Annotated in this window: 12 protein-coding genes, 1 rRNA gene, 1 other RNA gene and 1 pseudogene (1 of these 15 running past the window's edge); all 15 read right to left on the bottom strand. The window is 57.5% G+C overall.

What is annotated here, in order from left to right:
* Positions 1 to 45, bottom strand: a 16S ribosomal RNA gene (locus ELR57_RS23175) (it extends 1,507 nt beyond the left edge of the window).
* A gap of 333 nt (positions 46 to 378) precedes the next feature.
* A complete protein-coding gene (locus tag ELR57_RS23170) occupies positions 379 to 645 on the bottom strand; it encodes a pro-sigmaK processing inhibitor BofA family protein (protein WP_126961469.1) in 267 nt (88 codons plus the stop codon).
* Positions 642 to 905 (bottom strand): DUF2508 family protein, encoded by a 264-nt coding sequence (locus ELR57_RS23165; protein ID WP_158630142.1) that lies wholly within the window; start codon positions 903 to 905, stop codon positions 642 to 644. The genes ELR57_RS23170 and ELR57_RS23165 overlap by 4 nt, the downstream gene beginning before the upstream one ends.
* Positions 906 to 1,038: 133 nt before the next feature.
* On the bottom strand, positions 1,039 to 1,638 hold the full coding sequence (recR, locus tag ELR57_RS23160) for a recombination mediator RecR (protein ID WP_126961467.1): 600 nt from the start codon (positions 1,636 to 1,638) through the stop codon (positions 1,039 to 1,041).
* A gap of 92 nt (positions 1,639 to 1,730) precedes the next feature.
* Positions 1,731 to 2,042 carry a YbaB/EbfC family nucleoid-associated protein gene (locus ELR57_RS23155; RefSeq protein ID WP_126961466.1) on the bottom strand — a complete coding sequence of 104 codons (312 nt, stop codon included), beginning with the start codon at positions 2,040 to 2,042 and terminating at the stop codon, positions 1,731 to 1,733.
* 15 nt (positions 2,043 to 2,057) lie between these two features.
* Entirely contained in the window at positions 2,058 to 3,860 is a 1,803-nt protein-coding gene (gene dnaX / locus ELR57_RS23150; protein ID WP_126961465.1) for a DNA polymerase III subunit gamma/tau, read from the bottom strand.
* Between the two features lie 37 nt (positions 3,861 to 3,897).
* Entirely contained in the window at positions 3,898 to 5,082 is a 1,185-nt protein-coding gene (locus ELR57_RS23145; protein WP_126961464.1) for a two-component system sensor histidine kinase NtrB, read from the bottom strand.
* A gap of 198 nt (positions 5,083 to 5,280) precedes the next feature.
* Positions 5,281 to 5,546: signal recognition particle sRNA large type (gene ffs, locus ELR57_RS23140), an RNA gene on the bottom strand.
* Positions 5,547 to 5,620: 74 nt separating this feature from the next.
* Entirely contained in the window at positions 5,621 to 6,037 is a 417-nt protein-coding gene (locus ELR57_RS23135; RefSeq protein WP_126961463.1) for a hypothetical protein, read from the bottom strand.
* 62 nt (positions 6,038 to 6,099) lie between these two features.
* Positions 6,100 to 6,297: a 50S ribosomal protein L31 gene (gene rpmE / locus ELR57_RS23130; RefSeq protein ID WP_126961641.1), complete on the bottom strand. Its 198-nt coding sequence runs from the start codon at positions 6,295 to 6,297 to the stop codon at positions 6,100 to 6,102.
* A 214-nt stretch (positions 6,298 to 6,511) separates the two neighbouring features.
* Positions 6,512 to 7,768 carry a radical SAM family protein gene (locus tag ELR57_RS23125; protein WP_126961462.1) on the bottom strand — a complete coding sequence of 419 codons (1,257 nt, stop codon included), beginning with the start codon at positions 7,766 to 7,768 and terminating at the stop codon, positions 6,512 to 6,514.
* A 1,067-nt stretch (positions 7,769 to 8,835) separates the two neighbouring features.
* Positions 8,836 to 10,158 (bottom strand): annotated as a pseudogene (gene rho / locus ELR57_RS23120) (transcription termination factor Rho); the annotation flags it as partial.
* A 57-nt stretch (positions 10,159 to 10,215) separates the two neighbouring features.
* Entirely contained in the window at positions 10,216 to 11,466 is a 1,251-nt protein-coding gene (locus ELR57_RS23115; RefSeq protein ID WP_126961461.1) for a UDP-N-acetylglucosamine 1-carboxyvinyltransferase, read from the bottom strand.
* 437 nt (positions 11,467 to 11,903) lie between these two features.
* Complete coding sequence (locus tag ELR57_RS23110; protein ID WP_126961460.1) at positions 11,904 to 12,302, bottom strand: response regulator; 399 nt, start codon at positions 12,300 to 12,302, stop codon at positions 11,904 to 11,906.
* A 132-nt stretch (positions 12,303 to 12,434) separates the two neighbouring features.
* A complete protein-coding gene (locus tag ELR57_RS23105; protein WP_126961459.1) occupies positions 12,435 to 14,045 on the bottom strand; it encodes a CTP synthase in 1,611 nt (536 codons plus the stop codon).
* Positions 14,046 to 14,196: the final 151 nt, after the last annotated feature.

The following is a 14,196-nucleotide window of genomic DNA, read 5'->3' as shown; positions in this document are numbered from 1 at the left end:
ACGCCGCCAGCGTTCGTCCTGAGCCAGGATCAAACTCTCCATAAAGGTAAACCTTTTTGAAGAACCTTGAAGGCTCGTTCTGTACTGCTGGTTTGTCTCGCAGAACCGAAGTTCCGCTCGACGATTTATTTCCAATTACGCTCGATGTTCAGTTTTCAAGGAACAAGTTTTTGTTGCTTTTTTCGTTTCTCTTTGTCGTTCGCTTTTCAGCGGCGACTTTTATAATGTATCACATCGAGCCAACTCTTTGCAAGAAGTAATTTATTCCATTTTCCTTCTCGCTTGCTCTCGATACCGTTGCGCCTAACAGGCGCGGGATTTAATGTATCACATTCCGCCACGTGTCGTCAATCGGTTTTTTCGCATTTTCGACGACCTTTACGACAAAACCAGCTGCTGCATGCCGTAGACCAGGCCGATGCCGGGGATGCCAAGCAGCGCTACGGCTCCGACCGTAGCCGGATTGATGGGCATATACCACCCTGCCGCTAAGCCGGAGAAGTTAATCGCATAAATCGCTAACGCCGCTAATACAAGATGAGTGCCGAAGCGAACGAACCACCCTTTCGGCAGCTGCCTTCGGATTAGAAGGAACATAAGCGATCCCGAGGAGAGCAGCAAGAGCGCCAGCCACAAGCTTTTCATAGGATGATCCTCCTCTTCGGATTGGCGCCTTCTCCGGAACGCCCCCACAGCCCCTTGGCTTCGCGAAGGAGAATATCCAGCCTCTTCTCCGCCGCCTCAAGCGTATAAATGGCGTGATCGATTCGATCCAAATCGACGGCATTCTCGAACAAGTTCTGGGCCGCCTCGCGCTCCCTCTTCGCCCTGCGAATGTCTTCCGCCAATTGAAGCTCCGCCTCGTCCATCTCCGTCCGGATTTTCTTGCGGCCGATCCTCAGCATAAAGCAAGCCTCCCTCTCCATGAACGGTTGGTCCACGCAGACAACCTGTTACTAGATGTATGTTTGAGAGAGAGGGCTTAGAATGGCGGCATATAAAGAAAGGAGCGGAGAATATCTCCGCCCCTCCAATCGATCAATTCAGTTCGCGCCGGCCTTCCAACGCCTTGGACAACGTCACTTCGTCCGCGTACTCCAGGTCTCCTCCTACCGGGAGTCCGTGAGCGATTCTCGTTACTTTGATCCCGAAGGGCTTCACCAGACGGGACAGGTACATCGCCGTCGCTTCTCCTTCGATATTCGGATTCGTCGCCAGAATCAGCTCCTGGACCCGTTCGTCGCTTAATCTCTGAAGGAGCTCGGCGATTCGGATCTCCTCCGGTCCGACTCCGTCCATCGGGGAGATCGCCCCGTGCAGGACATGATACTGCCCGGTGAATTCCCGGGTCCTCTCCATCGCAACCAAGTCCTTCGGCTCCTGCACGACGCAGATGACCGAATGGTCCCTTGTTTTGTCCGAACAGATTCGGCAAGGATCGGTATCGGTAATGTTGCAGCAGACCGAGCAATAGGTCAGCTTACGCTTGACGTTCACGAGCGCCTTGGCGAAATCGATCGTATCCTCCTCCTTCATCCGAAGGACATGGAAGGCAAGCCGGGCGGCCGTCTTCGGCCCGATCCCCGGCAGCCGCGAGAAGGAATCGATCAGCTTGGCTATCGGTTCTGGGTAGAACACAGGCTTCAAACTCCTCTAATCCCATTCGGCCCACGCACTACTCAAGAAGCGCGTGGGCCGAATCGATTCTTTACTTATTCAACTCGATGAATTTAGAACAATCCCGGGATCTTCATGCCGCCCGTGAACTTGCCCATGTCGTTGTTCGCCAGATCGTCGGCCTTGGTCAGCGCGTCGTTCACGGCCGTCATCACGAGGTCCTGCAGCATCTCGACGTCTTCCGGATCAACGGCTTCCGGCTTGATGTTGATGCTGAGAATCTTCTTGTGGCCATTCACTTGCACGGTCACTACTCCGCCGCCTGCGGAGCCTTCGATCGTCTTGGTTCCGAGCTCCTCTTGCGCCTTGAGCATTTGCTCCTGCATCTTCTTCACTTGCTTCATCATTTGGTTCATGTTGTTCATAGCGGTGAAGCCTCCTTATTCGTCTCTAATGACTACCAGTTCTTCTCCAAAAAGCTTATACGCATCGTCGACCAACGGTTCTCCGGGAGATGACGCTCCGTCTTCTCCTCCCAGCTGAAGCTCTTCCGGTTGATCCGATGGCGTCTTCGATTCGTCCGCAAGCGCCTCCTGCCACTCCTTCTGGAGCGTGGTGGCTAGCTCGGTCGGATGGCCGAGGACGGCTTCAAGCACCTTCTCGATCACCTGCTTGTTAGCCGGCTTCTCCGTGGTCTCACGGTGAATCGAGTTCCGGAACGCCACGAGCACCGTATCGTTGGCATAAGCGACAGGCTCGCCGTCCACTAGCCAAGCGTGAACGGTTACCCGTTCCTCCCTCACCCTGGCAAGCACCTGCGGCCACTTGCCGAGCGCTTGCATAGCCAGCGGCTCGCCTCTGGCGGCGACGAACGGATCCAGCTTGATCCGCTGTCTTGGCGACTTCGGCGCCGAGCCGGAGCTCGCCGCTCCTCCGCGGCCGCCCCAGCCGTTGCCTCCGCCGCGGACCGCGGAGCCTCCGGAGCGTCCGCCGCCGGCCGCGTCTCCTTCCGCAGGCGCCGCGACGCCGGAACGCTGCAGCTCATCCAGTTTGCGCTCCAGCGCCGTTAATTGGCGCTGCAGCTGTTGAACCTCGGCCGCGCCGGCTCCGGCCGGAGCCCGGGTGGCAGGCGTTCCCGAGGACTCGCCTTCGGTCGCCGGGAGATCGGTACACAGCTTCAGCAGAGCGATCTCGAACATCGTCTGCGGATGGGCAGCGTACTTCATCTCCGTCTGATAACGATTCAACACATCAATAATAGCAAACAGTCGCTCTCTCGGGAATCCTTCGGCCATGCTTCTAAGCTCGGCCGGAGAAGCGATTCTTCCGGCCGACGCCGAAGCGGAAGGAGCGAGCTGGGCCAAGAGCAAGTCCCGGAAATAATGCATCAGCTGTTCCAGGCACTTATCCGCGCTCTTGCCAGCCCGCATCATCTCGTCGACCTCGCCCAGCACCGCTGCCGCATTGGAATCGCGGACCGCTGCCGCCAAGCGGGAGAACTGTTCGGAAGGCAAGCCTCCCGTCGCCTCTACCGCTTCCTGGAGCGTTACCTTCCCGTCCGAGAAGGAAGCAATCTGATCCAGCAAGCTGAGCGCATCGCGCATTCCCCCGTCGGATAAGCGGGCGATATAGACAAGCGCCTCCGTCTCGGCGGTCATTCCTTCTTGCTCGCAGATTCCCTTGAGCCATTCCGTCTGTTCCTCCAACGACACCCTTCGGAATTCAAAGCGCTGGCAGCGCGAGATGATCGTCGGAGGAAGGCGATGCGGCTCGGTCGTCGCCAGCATGAACATCACGTGCGCCGGCGGCTCCTCGAGCGTCTTAAGCAACGCGTTGAACGCTTCCGTCGTCAGCATGTGCACTTCGTCGATGATGTACACCTTGCGCCGCACTTCCGTCGGAGCGTATTTGACTTTATCCCTTATATCCCGAATTTCTTCGACGCCGCGGTTGGAGGCGGCGTCGATCTCGACCACGTCCATAACCGCGCCCGCGGCGATTCTCCGGCATGCTTCGCATTCGTTGCACGGCTCCGGCGTCGGTCCGCGCTCGCAGTTGACCGCTTTGGCCAGCAGCCGAGCCGCGCTCGTCTTCCCGGTCCCTCTCGGGCCGCTGAAGAGATAAGCATGGGAGAGCCGGTCTTCGCGTATCGCGTTCTGAAGAGTCTGAACGATGTGCTGCTGACCGATCATATCGTGGAAGGTTTGCGGGCGCCAGGCCCGGTATAATGCGATGTGGGCCACTCTGTCCCGCTCCCGTCGTATCATGGCTTTCTAATCATTATACAACATCGAACGGAAGCGCTCCACCAAGTCCTGTCCCCAATTCTCCCGATCGGCTTAAAGTAGGGAGAATGATCGAGAAGATCGTTCCCTCCGGTCCCGTCGAGACCTGGATGGTCCCCCCCATCTCATGGACGATCCGACGGCAGATCGAGAGGCCGAGTCCGGTTCCTTGCTCCTTCGTCGTAAAGAACGGATCGAAGATTCTGTCCAGGTGCTCCCGGTCGATTCCGGGGCCTGTGTCGATAATATCGACAGCGACCTCCATCGCCGATACCTCCGTCCTGCGCTCCCGGATCGTCAGAACTCCTCCCGTCCCCATGGCCTCGATCGCATTTTTGCCCATATTCAGAAGGACCTGCTTCAGCATCTCCTTATCCGCCATAATAACCGGCCCTTCCGGCCAGGATTCATAATGAAGCAGCGTTCCTCGCATTACGGCTTCATTGCGAAGCATGGGCAGCATCTCTTTGATGATGCTTCCGATTCGCGTGGCGACCAGCTTCACTTCCTTCGGCTTGCTGAGCAGAAGAATATCGTTCACGAGGCTGTTTATTCTCTCCAGCTCCGAAGCCACGATCTTCACGTAATCCAACTCGCGATGCATCTCGCGGTCGGCGAGGGACTTGCCGAGCAGCTGCATGAACCCTTTGATCGCGGTCAGCGGATTGCGGATCTCGTGGGCCGTCCCCGCCGCCACCTCGCCAATCATCTTCAGACGATCCGAATGGCGAATCTGTTCCTCTAGCCGCAGGACTTGCGTGACGTCCCGGAACATCACGTGCGCCCCGATGACGTTGCCGCCTTCCCATAGGGGGGTGCCGTCCAGCAGCCATTCCCTTCGCTTCTCTCCGGTACCCGAAGAATAGCTCCGGCCGCGGAATGCGGCGCCGTCCAGCAAGGTCCCGTCGATCGGCAGGCGGATGACTCCCGCCTCCTCGGCCGCCTTCTCCAAAGAAACATTTAGAAGCTGGCTCCGCTTGCGACGCAGAATCCAACAGACGACCGAAGAGGCTTCCTTGATGCGAAGCCCGGAATCCAGAAGCAGAACCCCCGTGTTCTCGTCGTCCAGAATGCTCTCCAGAAGCCGCTCCGCGATTCGCGATTCGTCAATTCCCTCCTTTGCACCTAGATTCCATCTGTTCTTGCTTCTGCTTCGATCGATGCTGTTTGATTCATGCATGCCCCATGTCAACCCCCAGTCTGCGCTATGAACTGAACCCGATCGAATAGCCCGGCAGCCGATCGCAGGTATCGTATCTATTAAAAAGAAAGAAACGCAAAAAAAGCACCCCCGCGCAGTAGATAATCTACGCTGAGATGCTTTATCTGAAGTAGTTGAGGATTAAGTTGCGCGTCATTATTTAGTAATCGATTAGGACCGTGCACCTGCTCCTGATCATTGCCATCCAGCCGGACATGATGGCACTGCTCCTTCAAGGCTACCCTTCAACACAAGAACGTGACCACTTACGGCTGCTTCCTTCCGGACCTGACCGGGTTCATGGGCGTCCCTTGCGAAGGACCTTGCTATCAACACAATGCCAATCATGCCGGAACCTGCGTGACAAGACCTCAAACAGGAATTCAACCTCGCTATAGCGGATTGCGAGTTACAGGGCACCGCTACCTCCCCGTCTAGCACGGCATGACCTAGTATAACGAATTCCGGCCGTTAACGCAACCGACGGAAGCGATTCCCTTCCGATGGCAATTTTTCGTTACCGCGTCGAGCTGACATGGATCGTGTACCTCGGGAAGTTGAAGCGCAGGACGGAAGCGGCTTGACGCTCTACCGTAGCGACTTCTCTATCCGCCAAGCTTCGATCCAGCTTGATCTTCACGTAAGCGTCCGCCCCGTTGAAGGTAACTCTGCTTCCGGCGACTCCGGGCACGTCCTTGATCGATTGCTGAATAAGCCTGGCGTCGTTCTTGTAGCTAAGCGCCATATGCCTGCCGGGAATGCTCGGATAGCTGTTCGTGCGGCCCAGATAGCCGTCGTTCCCGTAGCTTTGCGCCGTATATCCGCTTGACTCGTTGGTCTTCTTGGAGCCGCAGCCGGCCAGAAGACCGACGAGCGCCACGGACAACGCCAATGTCAGGATAATCCCTCGTTTGCTCGCCATGCGTGGAAACATGAAAAAAACCTCCCTTTATCCCGTAGGATGTAAAGGGAGGTCTATTTCTATACGGCCGAATCTTAGATGCCGTATTTTTTCTTGAAGCGGTCGATACGTCCACCGGCATCCAGGAACTTCTGTTTGCCCGTGAAGAACGGATGGCAAGCGGAGCAAATTTCGACGCGGATGTTCGGGCGAACCGAACCCGTCTCGAACGTATTGCCGCAAGCGCACGTAGCCGTCGTCACATGGTACTTCGGTTGAATGGACTCTTTCAATGCGTTCACCTTCTTTCTGCCCTGGAACTCATGCGGATCCAGAGTATTAGACACATAAACGGATTATAGCACGTTCCTCGCCGGATTAACAACAGGTCGAGGACGTTAAATTTTGTCTTCCTGATCTTAATCTGCCGTTCGCTAAGAGAATCTCCTCCGGATCCCCTTCCGGGAATCGGCGGTTCAGCGGGTATCTCATTAACAGCATGGAAAATCAACGCTGTTGACGAGTCACCGGCGGCACGTGCGTGAAGGAACCGACGACCACATCCGGCAGCTCCTCGCGGAAAATATCGATCAGCGTCTTCATGCCATAGATCTCTCCCCGAGCCTTCGGGATAAGGTTCAAATAAGCTTCCGGGTCGATGTTCAGATTGCGCATCTGAATCAGCTTAAGCCCCGTGCGCTTGGCGAACCCGATCATCGCCTCGATCTCTTCTTCGCGATCCGTCACACCCGGGAATACCAGGTAGTTAATGGAGGTATAAACCCCCTTGTCGGTCGCGTACTTCAGAGATTTCTCGACGTTGGCGAGCGTATAGCCGCGCGGTCGGTAATACGCGTTATAATGGTCGTCCAAAGCGCTGATCGTGCTGACGCGCATCAGGTCGAGCCCGGCGTCCACGATTCCGCGAATGTGGTCGGTCAGTCCGGCGTTCGTATTGATGTTGATGTAGCCCATCGACGTCTGGGCGCGTACGCGCTTGATCGCTTCGATGATCGTCTTGGCCTGCGTCGAAGGCTCGCCTTCGCAGCCTTGCCCGAAGCTGATGATGGAATCCGGCTCGCGCAGATGCTCGAGCATGATCTCCACGACCTCGTCCGCCGTCGGCTTGAATTGAAGCCGCGTCTGCGGCGAGACGAAGCCGCTGTCGTCCGGCTGCTCGGAGATGCAGCCGAAGCAGCCCGCGTTGCAGGCGAAGGAGACCGGAACGCCGCCTTCCCATCTCTGAAGGAAGGTATTCGACGAAGTCAGGCACTCGTAGCCGAGCGCGCAGTTGGACAGATGCTGATAAAGCCGGTTGTCCGGGTACTTGTCCAGCAGCCTTTCCACCCCGCGCCGAACTTCGCCGCGATCGCAATTCTCGGGATTCCATCTCTCCGGGTTGTCCGTCTGTCCGGCTGCCACGTAGAAGCCGCCGTCCTTCCAGACGACCGCCGTATAGCCGAAGAGCGGGAAAGCGTACGACTTGTCCGTCTTCGCGTAGCCCGGAACGTAATAGCGGGTATAGCCTTGCGGCAGCAGCGCGCCGACGGCATGGTAATTGCCCGGCAACGGCATCATTCGGCCCGTCTTCGGATCCATGCCGACGGCGCGGGTGTTCGGCAGCCCGACAAGGGTCGCCCCCGGGGGCAGCGGAATCAGGTCGTCCTCCAACAGTTCGACCAGACTGTCCCCGCTTCTCGCCACTCCGTAAAGCTCGGAATGGTCAAATACATTATCTTTCTCATCTGCGTATACCAGATGCATGGTTCATTGCCCCTCTCTCTTGCCCGCTCGACGAATCAGGTCGAGCTGCTCCGAGGCGCGCGCTTCGTCCCCGTCCGCTTGGCCGGAGCCGGGCTTCCTTCGGACGACGCTCCCAAGGCCGCTTCGGAGGTTGTTGCTTCCGTTGCGCTCGCGGCCGTCGCCGCGGCTTTGCTCTTCGCCGACGTGCGGCTGCCGGTCGCGCGAGTCTTCTTCTCTTCCACGGCGCCCGGCGCTGCCGGAGCCGGCGTTGCAGAGACGGATGCCGAAGGACTCTCTGCCGCAGCAGAGACTCCGGCTGTCTCCTTCGCCGATGCGGATGCCGATCTCGCGGTCCTCGCCGCGGACGTTCTCGGCGCTACGGATGCAGAAGCCGCCGATGCGGATGCCGCGGAAGCGCGAGACGTCGAAGACGATCTTGTCGTCTTCTTGGCGCTTGCCGTTCCTTCTGCCTTGTCGGAGGCAGAAGCCGCCGTCGTTGCGGCCGTCCCCGTCACAGTCCCCGTCGCCGGAGAAGCGGATGCCGCGGATACCGTCGGCGCCTTGGCTGCTGTCGGTACCGGACTTGGCGTCTCCGGGGAGACCGCCGCCGTTCTCGGAACGGATGCCTGACCGCCGATCACTTCTCCCGGCAGCTTCTGCACGCTTGGCGTTCTTGGAGCCGAAGCCGATGCGGCAGCGGATACGGAAGCGGACGACGGCGCCGCGTTTGCCGGAGCGGCAGCGGAGCTTCCCGCGGGCGAAGGAACGTGGTTCACGCTTGCGGCTCCGCCGTTATAAGAGGAAGCTGCCGTTCCGGCGGAGCCGGCCGAGCTATTCCCCGTCGCCGGGGAAGACGGCCGCGAATATCCGTTGGAAGAAGCGGAATAACCGTTCGTCGTCCTCGAGCCGTTGTTGTTGTAGGAATTCGGATAAGCGCCTTGCCCGTTGCGCGGTCCGGAATTAGTACGCATTCCCATGCCGGTCGAGCCCGATCGAGCGGACGGATTCGGGTTATAGCTTCCCGTGCGTCCGCGGTTCATGGCGCCGGCGCCTGTTCCTAAGCCGTTCGAAGACGGAGTTCCCGACGCATTCGAACCGGAAGAACCGCTCGAGACGTTCGAGGCGTTCGAAGAGGAGCCGCTTCCTCCGGAAGCATGGCTGCTTCCCGATTGGCCGGACGCTCCTTCGAGCGAATCGAGAAACTCTTGATTGGTCTTCGTATTCGACAGCTTGCGCAGAAACTGATCAACGAATTCAATGGAGTCGTTCATGCCCTTGCGGATAGCCCATACCTTATCCAGCTCTTCCTTCGTGAGAAGCATCTCTTCGCGTCGGGTGCCGGAACGGCGAATATCCAGTGCCGGGAAGATGCGCCGCTCGGCCAGCTTCCGGTCCAGATGGAGCTCCATGTTGCCCGTCCCTTTGAATTCTTCATAGATGACGTCATCCATCCGCGAGCCCGTCTCGATAAGGGCTGTCGCGAGAATAGTCAGGCTTCCGCCCTCTTCCACGTTCCGGGCCGCGCCGAAGAATCTCTTCGGACGGTGGAAGGCAGCCGGGTCGATACCCCCGGACAGCGTGCGGCCGGAAGGAGGAATGACCAGGTTGTAGGCGCGAGCCAGACGCGTGATGCTGTCGAGCAGGATCACGACGTCCTTCTTGTGCTCGACCAGGCGAAGCGCTCTCTCCAGCACGAGCTCCGCGACCTTGATATGGTGTTCCGGAACTTCGTCGAACGTCGATGCCACGACTTCCCCTTTGACCGAGCGTTGCATGTCCGTGACTTCCTCCGGACGCTCGTCGATCAGCAGCACGAACAGGTCGATGTCCGGCCGGTTCGTCGAGATGCTGTTCGCGATCTCTTTCAAGAGCAGCGTCTTCCCCGCCTTGGGAGGCGCGACGATCAAGCCACGCTGGCCAAGGCCAACCGGAGCGAGCAAGTCGATAATACGGGATGACAAACGGGTGGGAGTCGTCTCAAGAACGAGCTTCTGCTCTGGAAATAGAGGGGTAAGGGCGGGAAAATGAAGGCGTTCGGCGGCCGCTTCGGGGGTAACTCCGTTGACGGCGTTCACTTGCAGCAAGCCGAAGTAACGCTCGCTCTCCTTCGGAGCCCGGCACTTGCCGGATACGAGATCTCCTGTGCGAAGATCGAATTTGCGGATTTGGGAGGCCGAGATATAGATATCTTCCGCGCTCGGCAGGTAGTTAATCGGTCTAAGGAACCCGTAGCCTTCCGGCAGAACCTCGAGCACGCCTTCCATGAACATCAAGCCGCTGTGTTCCGCTTGCGCTCTTAGAATGGCGACGATGAGTTCCTTTTTCCTCATCTGATTATAACCGGCAACCTGGTAATTGCGGGCCAGCTTCGTCAGATCGTTCAGCGACATGCCCTCCAGGTCAGCCATCATAAATTCCGTCAATATGATCCCCACTTTTTTATCCGAATGAGGCGATCCGGATCCGGATCACCCTTCGCGCCATACCTCGGCGCCCAAATTGCTCAAGTGCTCCACCAGCCGCTCGTAGCCGCGGTCGATGTATTCCACTCCGGTAATCTCCGTCGTGCCTTCTTCCACGGTCAAAGCGGCGACGGCAAGCGCAGCCCCGGCCCGCAGATCCGTAGCCCTTACCTTGGCGGCGTTCAGGCGGCTGCCTTCGATGATGGCGGAACGGCCTTCCACCCGGATATTGGCGCCCATGCGCATCAGCTCCGGCACGTGCTTGAAACGATTGCTGTAAACGTAATCCGACAGGATGCTAACCCCTCTGGCTTGCGTCAGCAGGCTCGTCATCGGAGACTGAAGATCCGTCGCGAAGCCCGGATACACCAAGGCCTTCACGTCGACCGCTTCATAATGAGGCTGTCCGATCACTCGAATCGCTTCATCCATCTCATAGACATGCACGCCCATCTCCTGCAGCTTGGCCGTCAGGGCTTCCAGATGCTTGGGAATAATATTATCGATAAGGACGTCGCCGCGAGTAGCCGCGGCAGCCAACATATAAGTGCCTGCTTGAATACGGTCGGGAATAATGGAATGGCGGCAGCCATGCATGCTGCTGACGCCTTCAATGCGGATGGTCTCGGTACCGGCTCCCTTGATCTTGGCCCCCATGGCATTAAGCAGAGTGGCCACGTCGATGATCTCCGGCTCCTTGGCCGCGTTCTCGATCACGGTGGATCCTTTGGCGCGGGACGCCGCCAGCATGATATTGATCGTGGCGCCGACGCTCACGACGTCCAGGTAGATCTTCGCTCCGCGCAGCTCCTTGGCCTTGATGCGAATGGCTCCGTGCTCGTTGGAGACGACGGCTCCCAGCGCTTCGAATCCTTTGATGTGCTGGTCGATGGGACGCGGTTCGAAGTTGCAGCCTCCCGGCAAGCCGATCGTCGCTTCGCCGAAGCGCCCCAGAAGCGCGCCCATTAGATAATAAGAGGCTCTAAGCATCTTGACGCGCCCATTCGGCATGGGCACCGATCTCATGTTGGAAGGATCGATGGACATGGAATCCGAGTTCCAGCTAACCTTGCCTCCCAACTCCTCAAGCAATTCGGTATAGATAGCTACATCGCTAAGATGCGGCAGATTATCGATTCTAACTTCCGACTCCGCAAGAATTGCTGCGGGAAGGAGCGCGATCGCGCTGTTCTTGGCGCCGCTGATGCCAACCGTACCTCGTAGGGGGCGGCCTCCGCGTATCATCAGTTTCTCCATGAATGCATGGTCCTCCTAGTCTGCTGCTCCTGCATCGGCGACGGGCACAAGCCCGACCGATACAATGAAGGAAAGGGAAAACGCGCAAGACGTTTTCCCATATCAGAAGGCATACCTACTTCGCGAGCGGGTGCGAATGGTCGGAGTCTGCTCGCGGATTTCGTCAGCTTCTTATTAATAATCAGGCAGGGCGTTGTCGCCGAAATAATCGATTCTTCTTCCTTATCAGCCGTTCGGGCAGGAATCAGAGAGATGCGAGGGTCGATAAACATGAGCATCGGTAAGCGAGGACTTCACGAATAATAGCCGTGCACGCCGCAAGGTTCTTCGTGATGACTTGCTCTTGCCTGCACCTGCTTAAGTCGAACGACTCGTACACCGGACTATTATAACACAAAAAAACTTTTTATTGTAAACTGCCCCAAGGCCGGTCCGACTTACGTTCCGGATGCGAACTTCGAGCGGGAGCCGCCCTCTCCGAGCTGCAGGTTCACCGCAAGCCGCATCTCGTCGATATCGAAAGGCTTGGTGAAGTGCATAAGCGCTCCGAGGTCCGTCGCTTCCTTGATCATGTCCAGCTCGCCATAGGCGGTCATCATGATCACTTTGATATCCTTGTTCATCTCTTTGATCTTCTTCAAGATCTCGAGCCCGTCCATTCCGGGAATCTTCATATCCAGAAGCACCAGATCCGGAGCATGGTTGCGAACAATATCCAGGGCGGTCCGTCCGTTAGCCGCCTGGAAAGTCTCGTACCCTTCCGTCGCGAACACCTCTAGCAACAGGATCCGAATTCCGATCTGGTCATCAACGATAAGCAATTTCTTTCTTCCCATTCGGTGTAGCCTCCGTTTCTCCAATTCGGATATCTAACCCGTATTCGAGATGCCTTCATGGAAATCCTTTATTTCTATGGAAAAAAAGTAAAGAACGCCCTGGATTTAACCAGAGCGTTCTTCTCCATCCCATTAGCCTTCCGAATGAACCAGCGACGCGCGGACGAAATCGCGGAACAGGGGCTGCGGACGATTCGGCCTCGAGGTGAATTCCGGGTGGAATTGAACGGCGAGGAACCAAGGATGGCCGGGAAGCTCGACCATCTCGACCAGACGGCCGTCCGGGGACGTTCCCGAGATGCGAAGGCCGGCCGCTTCGATGCGGTCCCGGTATTCATTGTTGAATTCATAACGATGGCGATGGCGTTCGTAGACGAGCTCGTCTCCGTAGCATTCGGCGGCGAGGCTGCCCGGAACCAGCTTGCAAGGATACAGGCCGAGGCGCATCGTACCGCCCAGATCCTCGATATCCTTCTGCTCCGGAAGAAGATCGATAACCGGGAACGGAGTCGCCGGATGAATCTCCGAGCTGTTCGCCCCGTCAAGGCCTACCATATTGCGGGCGTACTCGATAACCGCCACTTGCATGCCGAGGCAAATGCCGAAGAACGGAATCTCGCGCTCTCTCGCATAACGGATAGCCGTGACTTTTCCTTCGATGCCCCGATCTCCGAAACCGCCAGGGACCAGAATGCCGTTCACGCCGCCGAGCAGCTCGTCCACGTTCTGAGGCGTAACGTCTTCGGCGTTGACCCAACGGATATTGACTTCCGCATCGGATGCGAAGCCGGCATGTCCAAGGGATTCCACGATACTCAGGTAAGCGTCGTGAAGCGCGACGTACTTGCCTACGATAGCGATCTCCGTCGTCTTGCTGAGAGACTTGACCTTGCGCACGAGCGCTTCCCACTCCGCCATATCAGGAGCAGGCGCCGCTTGGGTCAGACCCAGATGGCGAACGACATAATCGTCCAGCCCTTCCTCGCGCAGCATCAGAGGCACTTCGTACAGGGTGGAAGCATCGCGGCATTCCACGACGGCATTGGCATCGATGTCGCAGAACAAGGCGATCTTGCGCTTCAGGTCTTCCGCCAACGGATATTCGGTGCGGCAGACGATGACGTTCGGCTGAATGCCGATGCTGCGGAGCTCCTTGACGCTGTGCTGCGTCGGCTTCGTCTTCACTTCTCCCGCCGCTTTGATGAAAGGAATCAAAGTAACGTGGATATACATGACGTTCTCGCGGCCGATATCCGACTTGATCTGGCGAATCGCTTCGAGGAACGGCAAGCTCTCGATGTCGCCGACGGTACCGCCGATCTCGGTAATAACGACGTCCGAGCCGGTCTCGCGTCCCGCGCGGAACACCCGATCCTTGATCTCGTTCGTAATATGCGGAATGACTTGAACGGTGCCGCCCAGATATTCGCCGCGGCGTTCCTTGCTGATGACGTTGGAGTAGATCTTGCCCGTCGTCACGTTGCTGTTCTTCGACAGATTGATGTCGATGAAGCGCTCGTAATGACCCAAGTCGAGGTCGGTCTCCGCGCCGTCATCCGTTACGAATACTTCCCCGTGCTGATAAGGGCTCATCGTGCCCGGGTCTACGTTAATATAAGGGTCGAACTTCTGAATCGTTACCTTCAGTCCTCGATTCTTCAACAAACGACCAAGAGAAGCGGCAGTGATTCCCTTCCCCAGAGACGATACGACACCGCCTGTTACGAAAATGTATTTGGTCACTCTGTACGAAACCTCCCACCACATGCCCAGCGGCATTATCTTTAGCGTACCCGCAATTCCAACAAACATGAAGCCATATTAGATCCGTTCAAACTCTTCCATATTTAAGGAAACGAATGGCCCAACAAAACAAAAAAGTGTCACCCATATA

It is taken from the genome of Cohnella sp. AR92 (assembly GCF_003990975.1).
In the GTDB taxonomy this organism is placed as follows: Bacteria; Bacillota; Bacilli; order Paenibacillales; family Paenibacillaceae; genus Cohnella.
Note: the sequence above shows the minus strand (reverse complement) of the source record. Positions and strands in the feature narration are given on the sequence as shown.

What these genes read in the sequence shown, in the direction of transcription:
- ELR57_RS23170 (WP_126961469.1), bottom strand. Translation starts at nt 645, where the DNA reads ATGAAAAGCTTGTGGCTGGCGCTCTTGCTGCTCTCCTCGGGATCGCTT.
- ELR57_RS23165 (WP_158630142.1), bottom strand. Translation starts at nt 905, where the DNA reads ATGCTGAGGATCGGCCGCAAGAAAATCCGGACGGAGATGGACGAGGCG.
- ELR57_RS23155 (WP_126961466.1), bottom strand. Translation starts at nt 2,042, where the DNA reads ATGAACAACATGAACCAAATGATGAAGCAAGTGAAGAAGATGCAGGAG.
- ELR57_RS23145 (WP_126961464.1), bottom strand. Translation starts at nt 5,082, where the DNA reads ATGCATGAATCAAACAGCATCGATCGAAGCAGAAGCAAGAACAGATGG.
- ELR57_RS23135 (WP_126961463.1), bottom strand. Translation starts at nt 6,037, where the DNA reads ATGTTTCCACGCATGGCGAGCAAACGAGGGATTATCCTGACATTGGCG.
- ELR57_RS23125 (WP_126961462.1), bottom strand. Translation starts at nt 7,768, where the DNA reads ATGCATCTGGTATACGCAGATGAGAAAGATAATGTATTTGACCATTCC.
- ELR57_RS23115 (WP_126961461.1), bottom strand. Translation starts at nt 11,466, where the DNA reads ATGGAGAAACTGATGATACGCGGAGGCCGCCCCCTACGAGGTACGGTT.
- ELR57_RS23110 (WP_126961460.1), bottom strand. Translation starts at nt 12,302, where the DNA reads ATGGGAAGAAAGAAATTGCTTATCGTTGATGACCAGATCGGAATTCGG.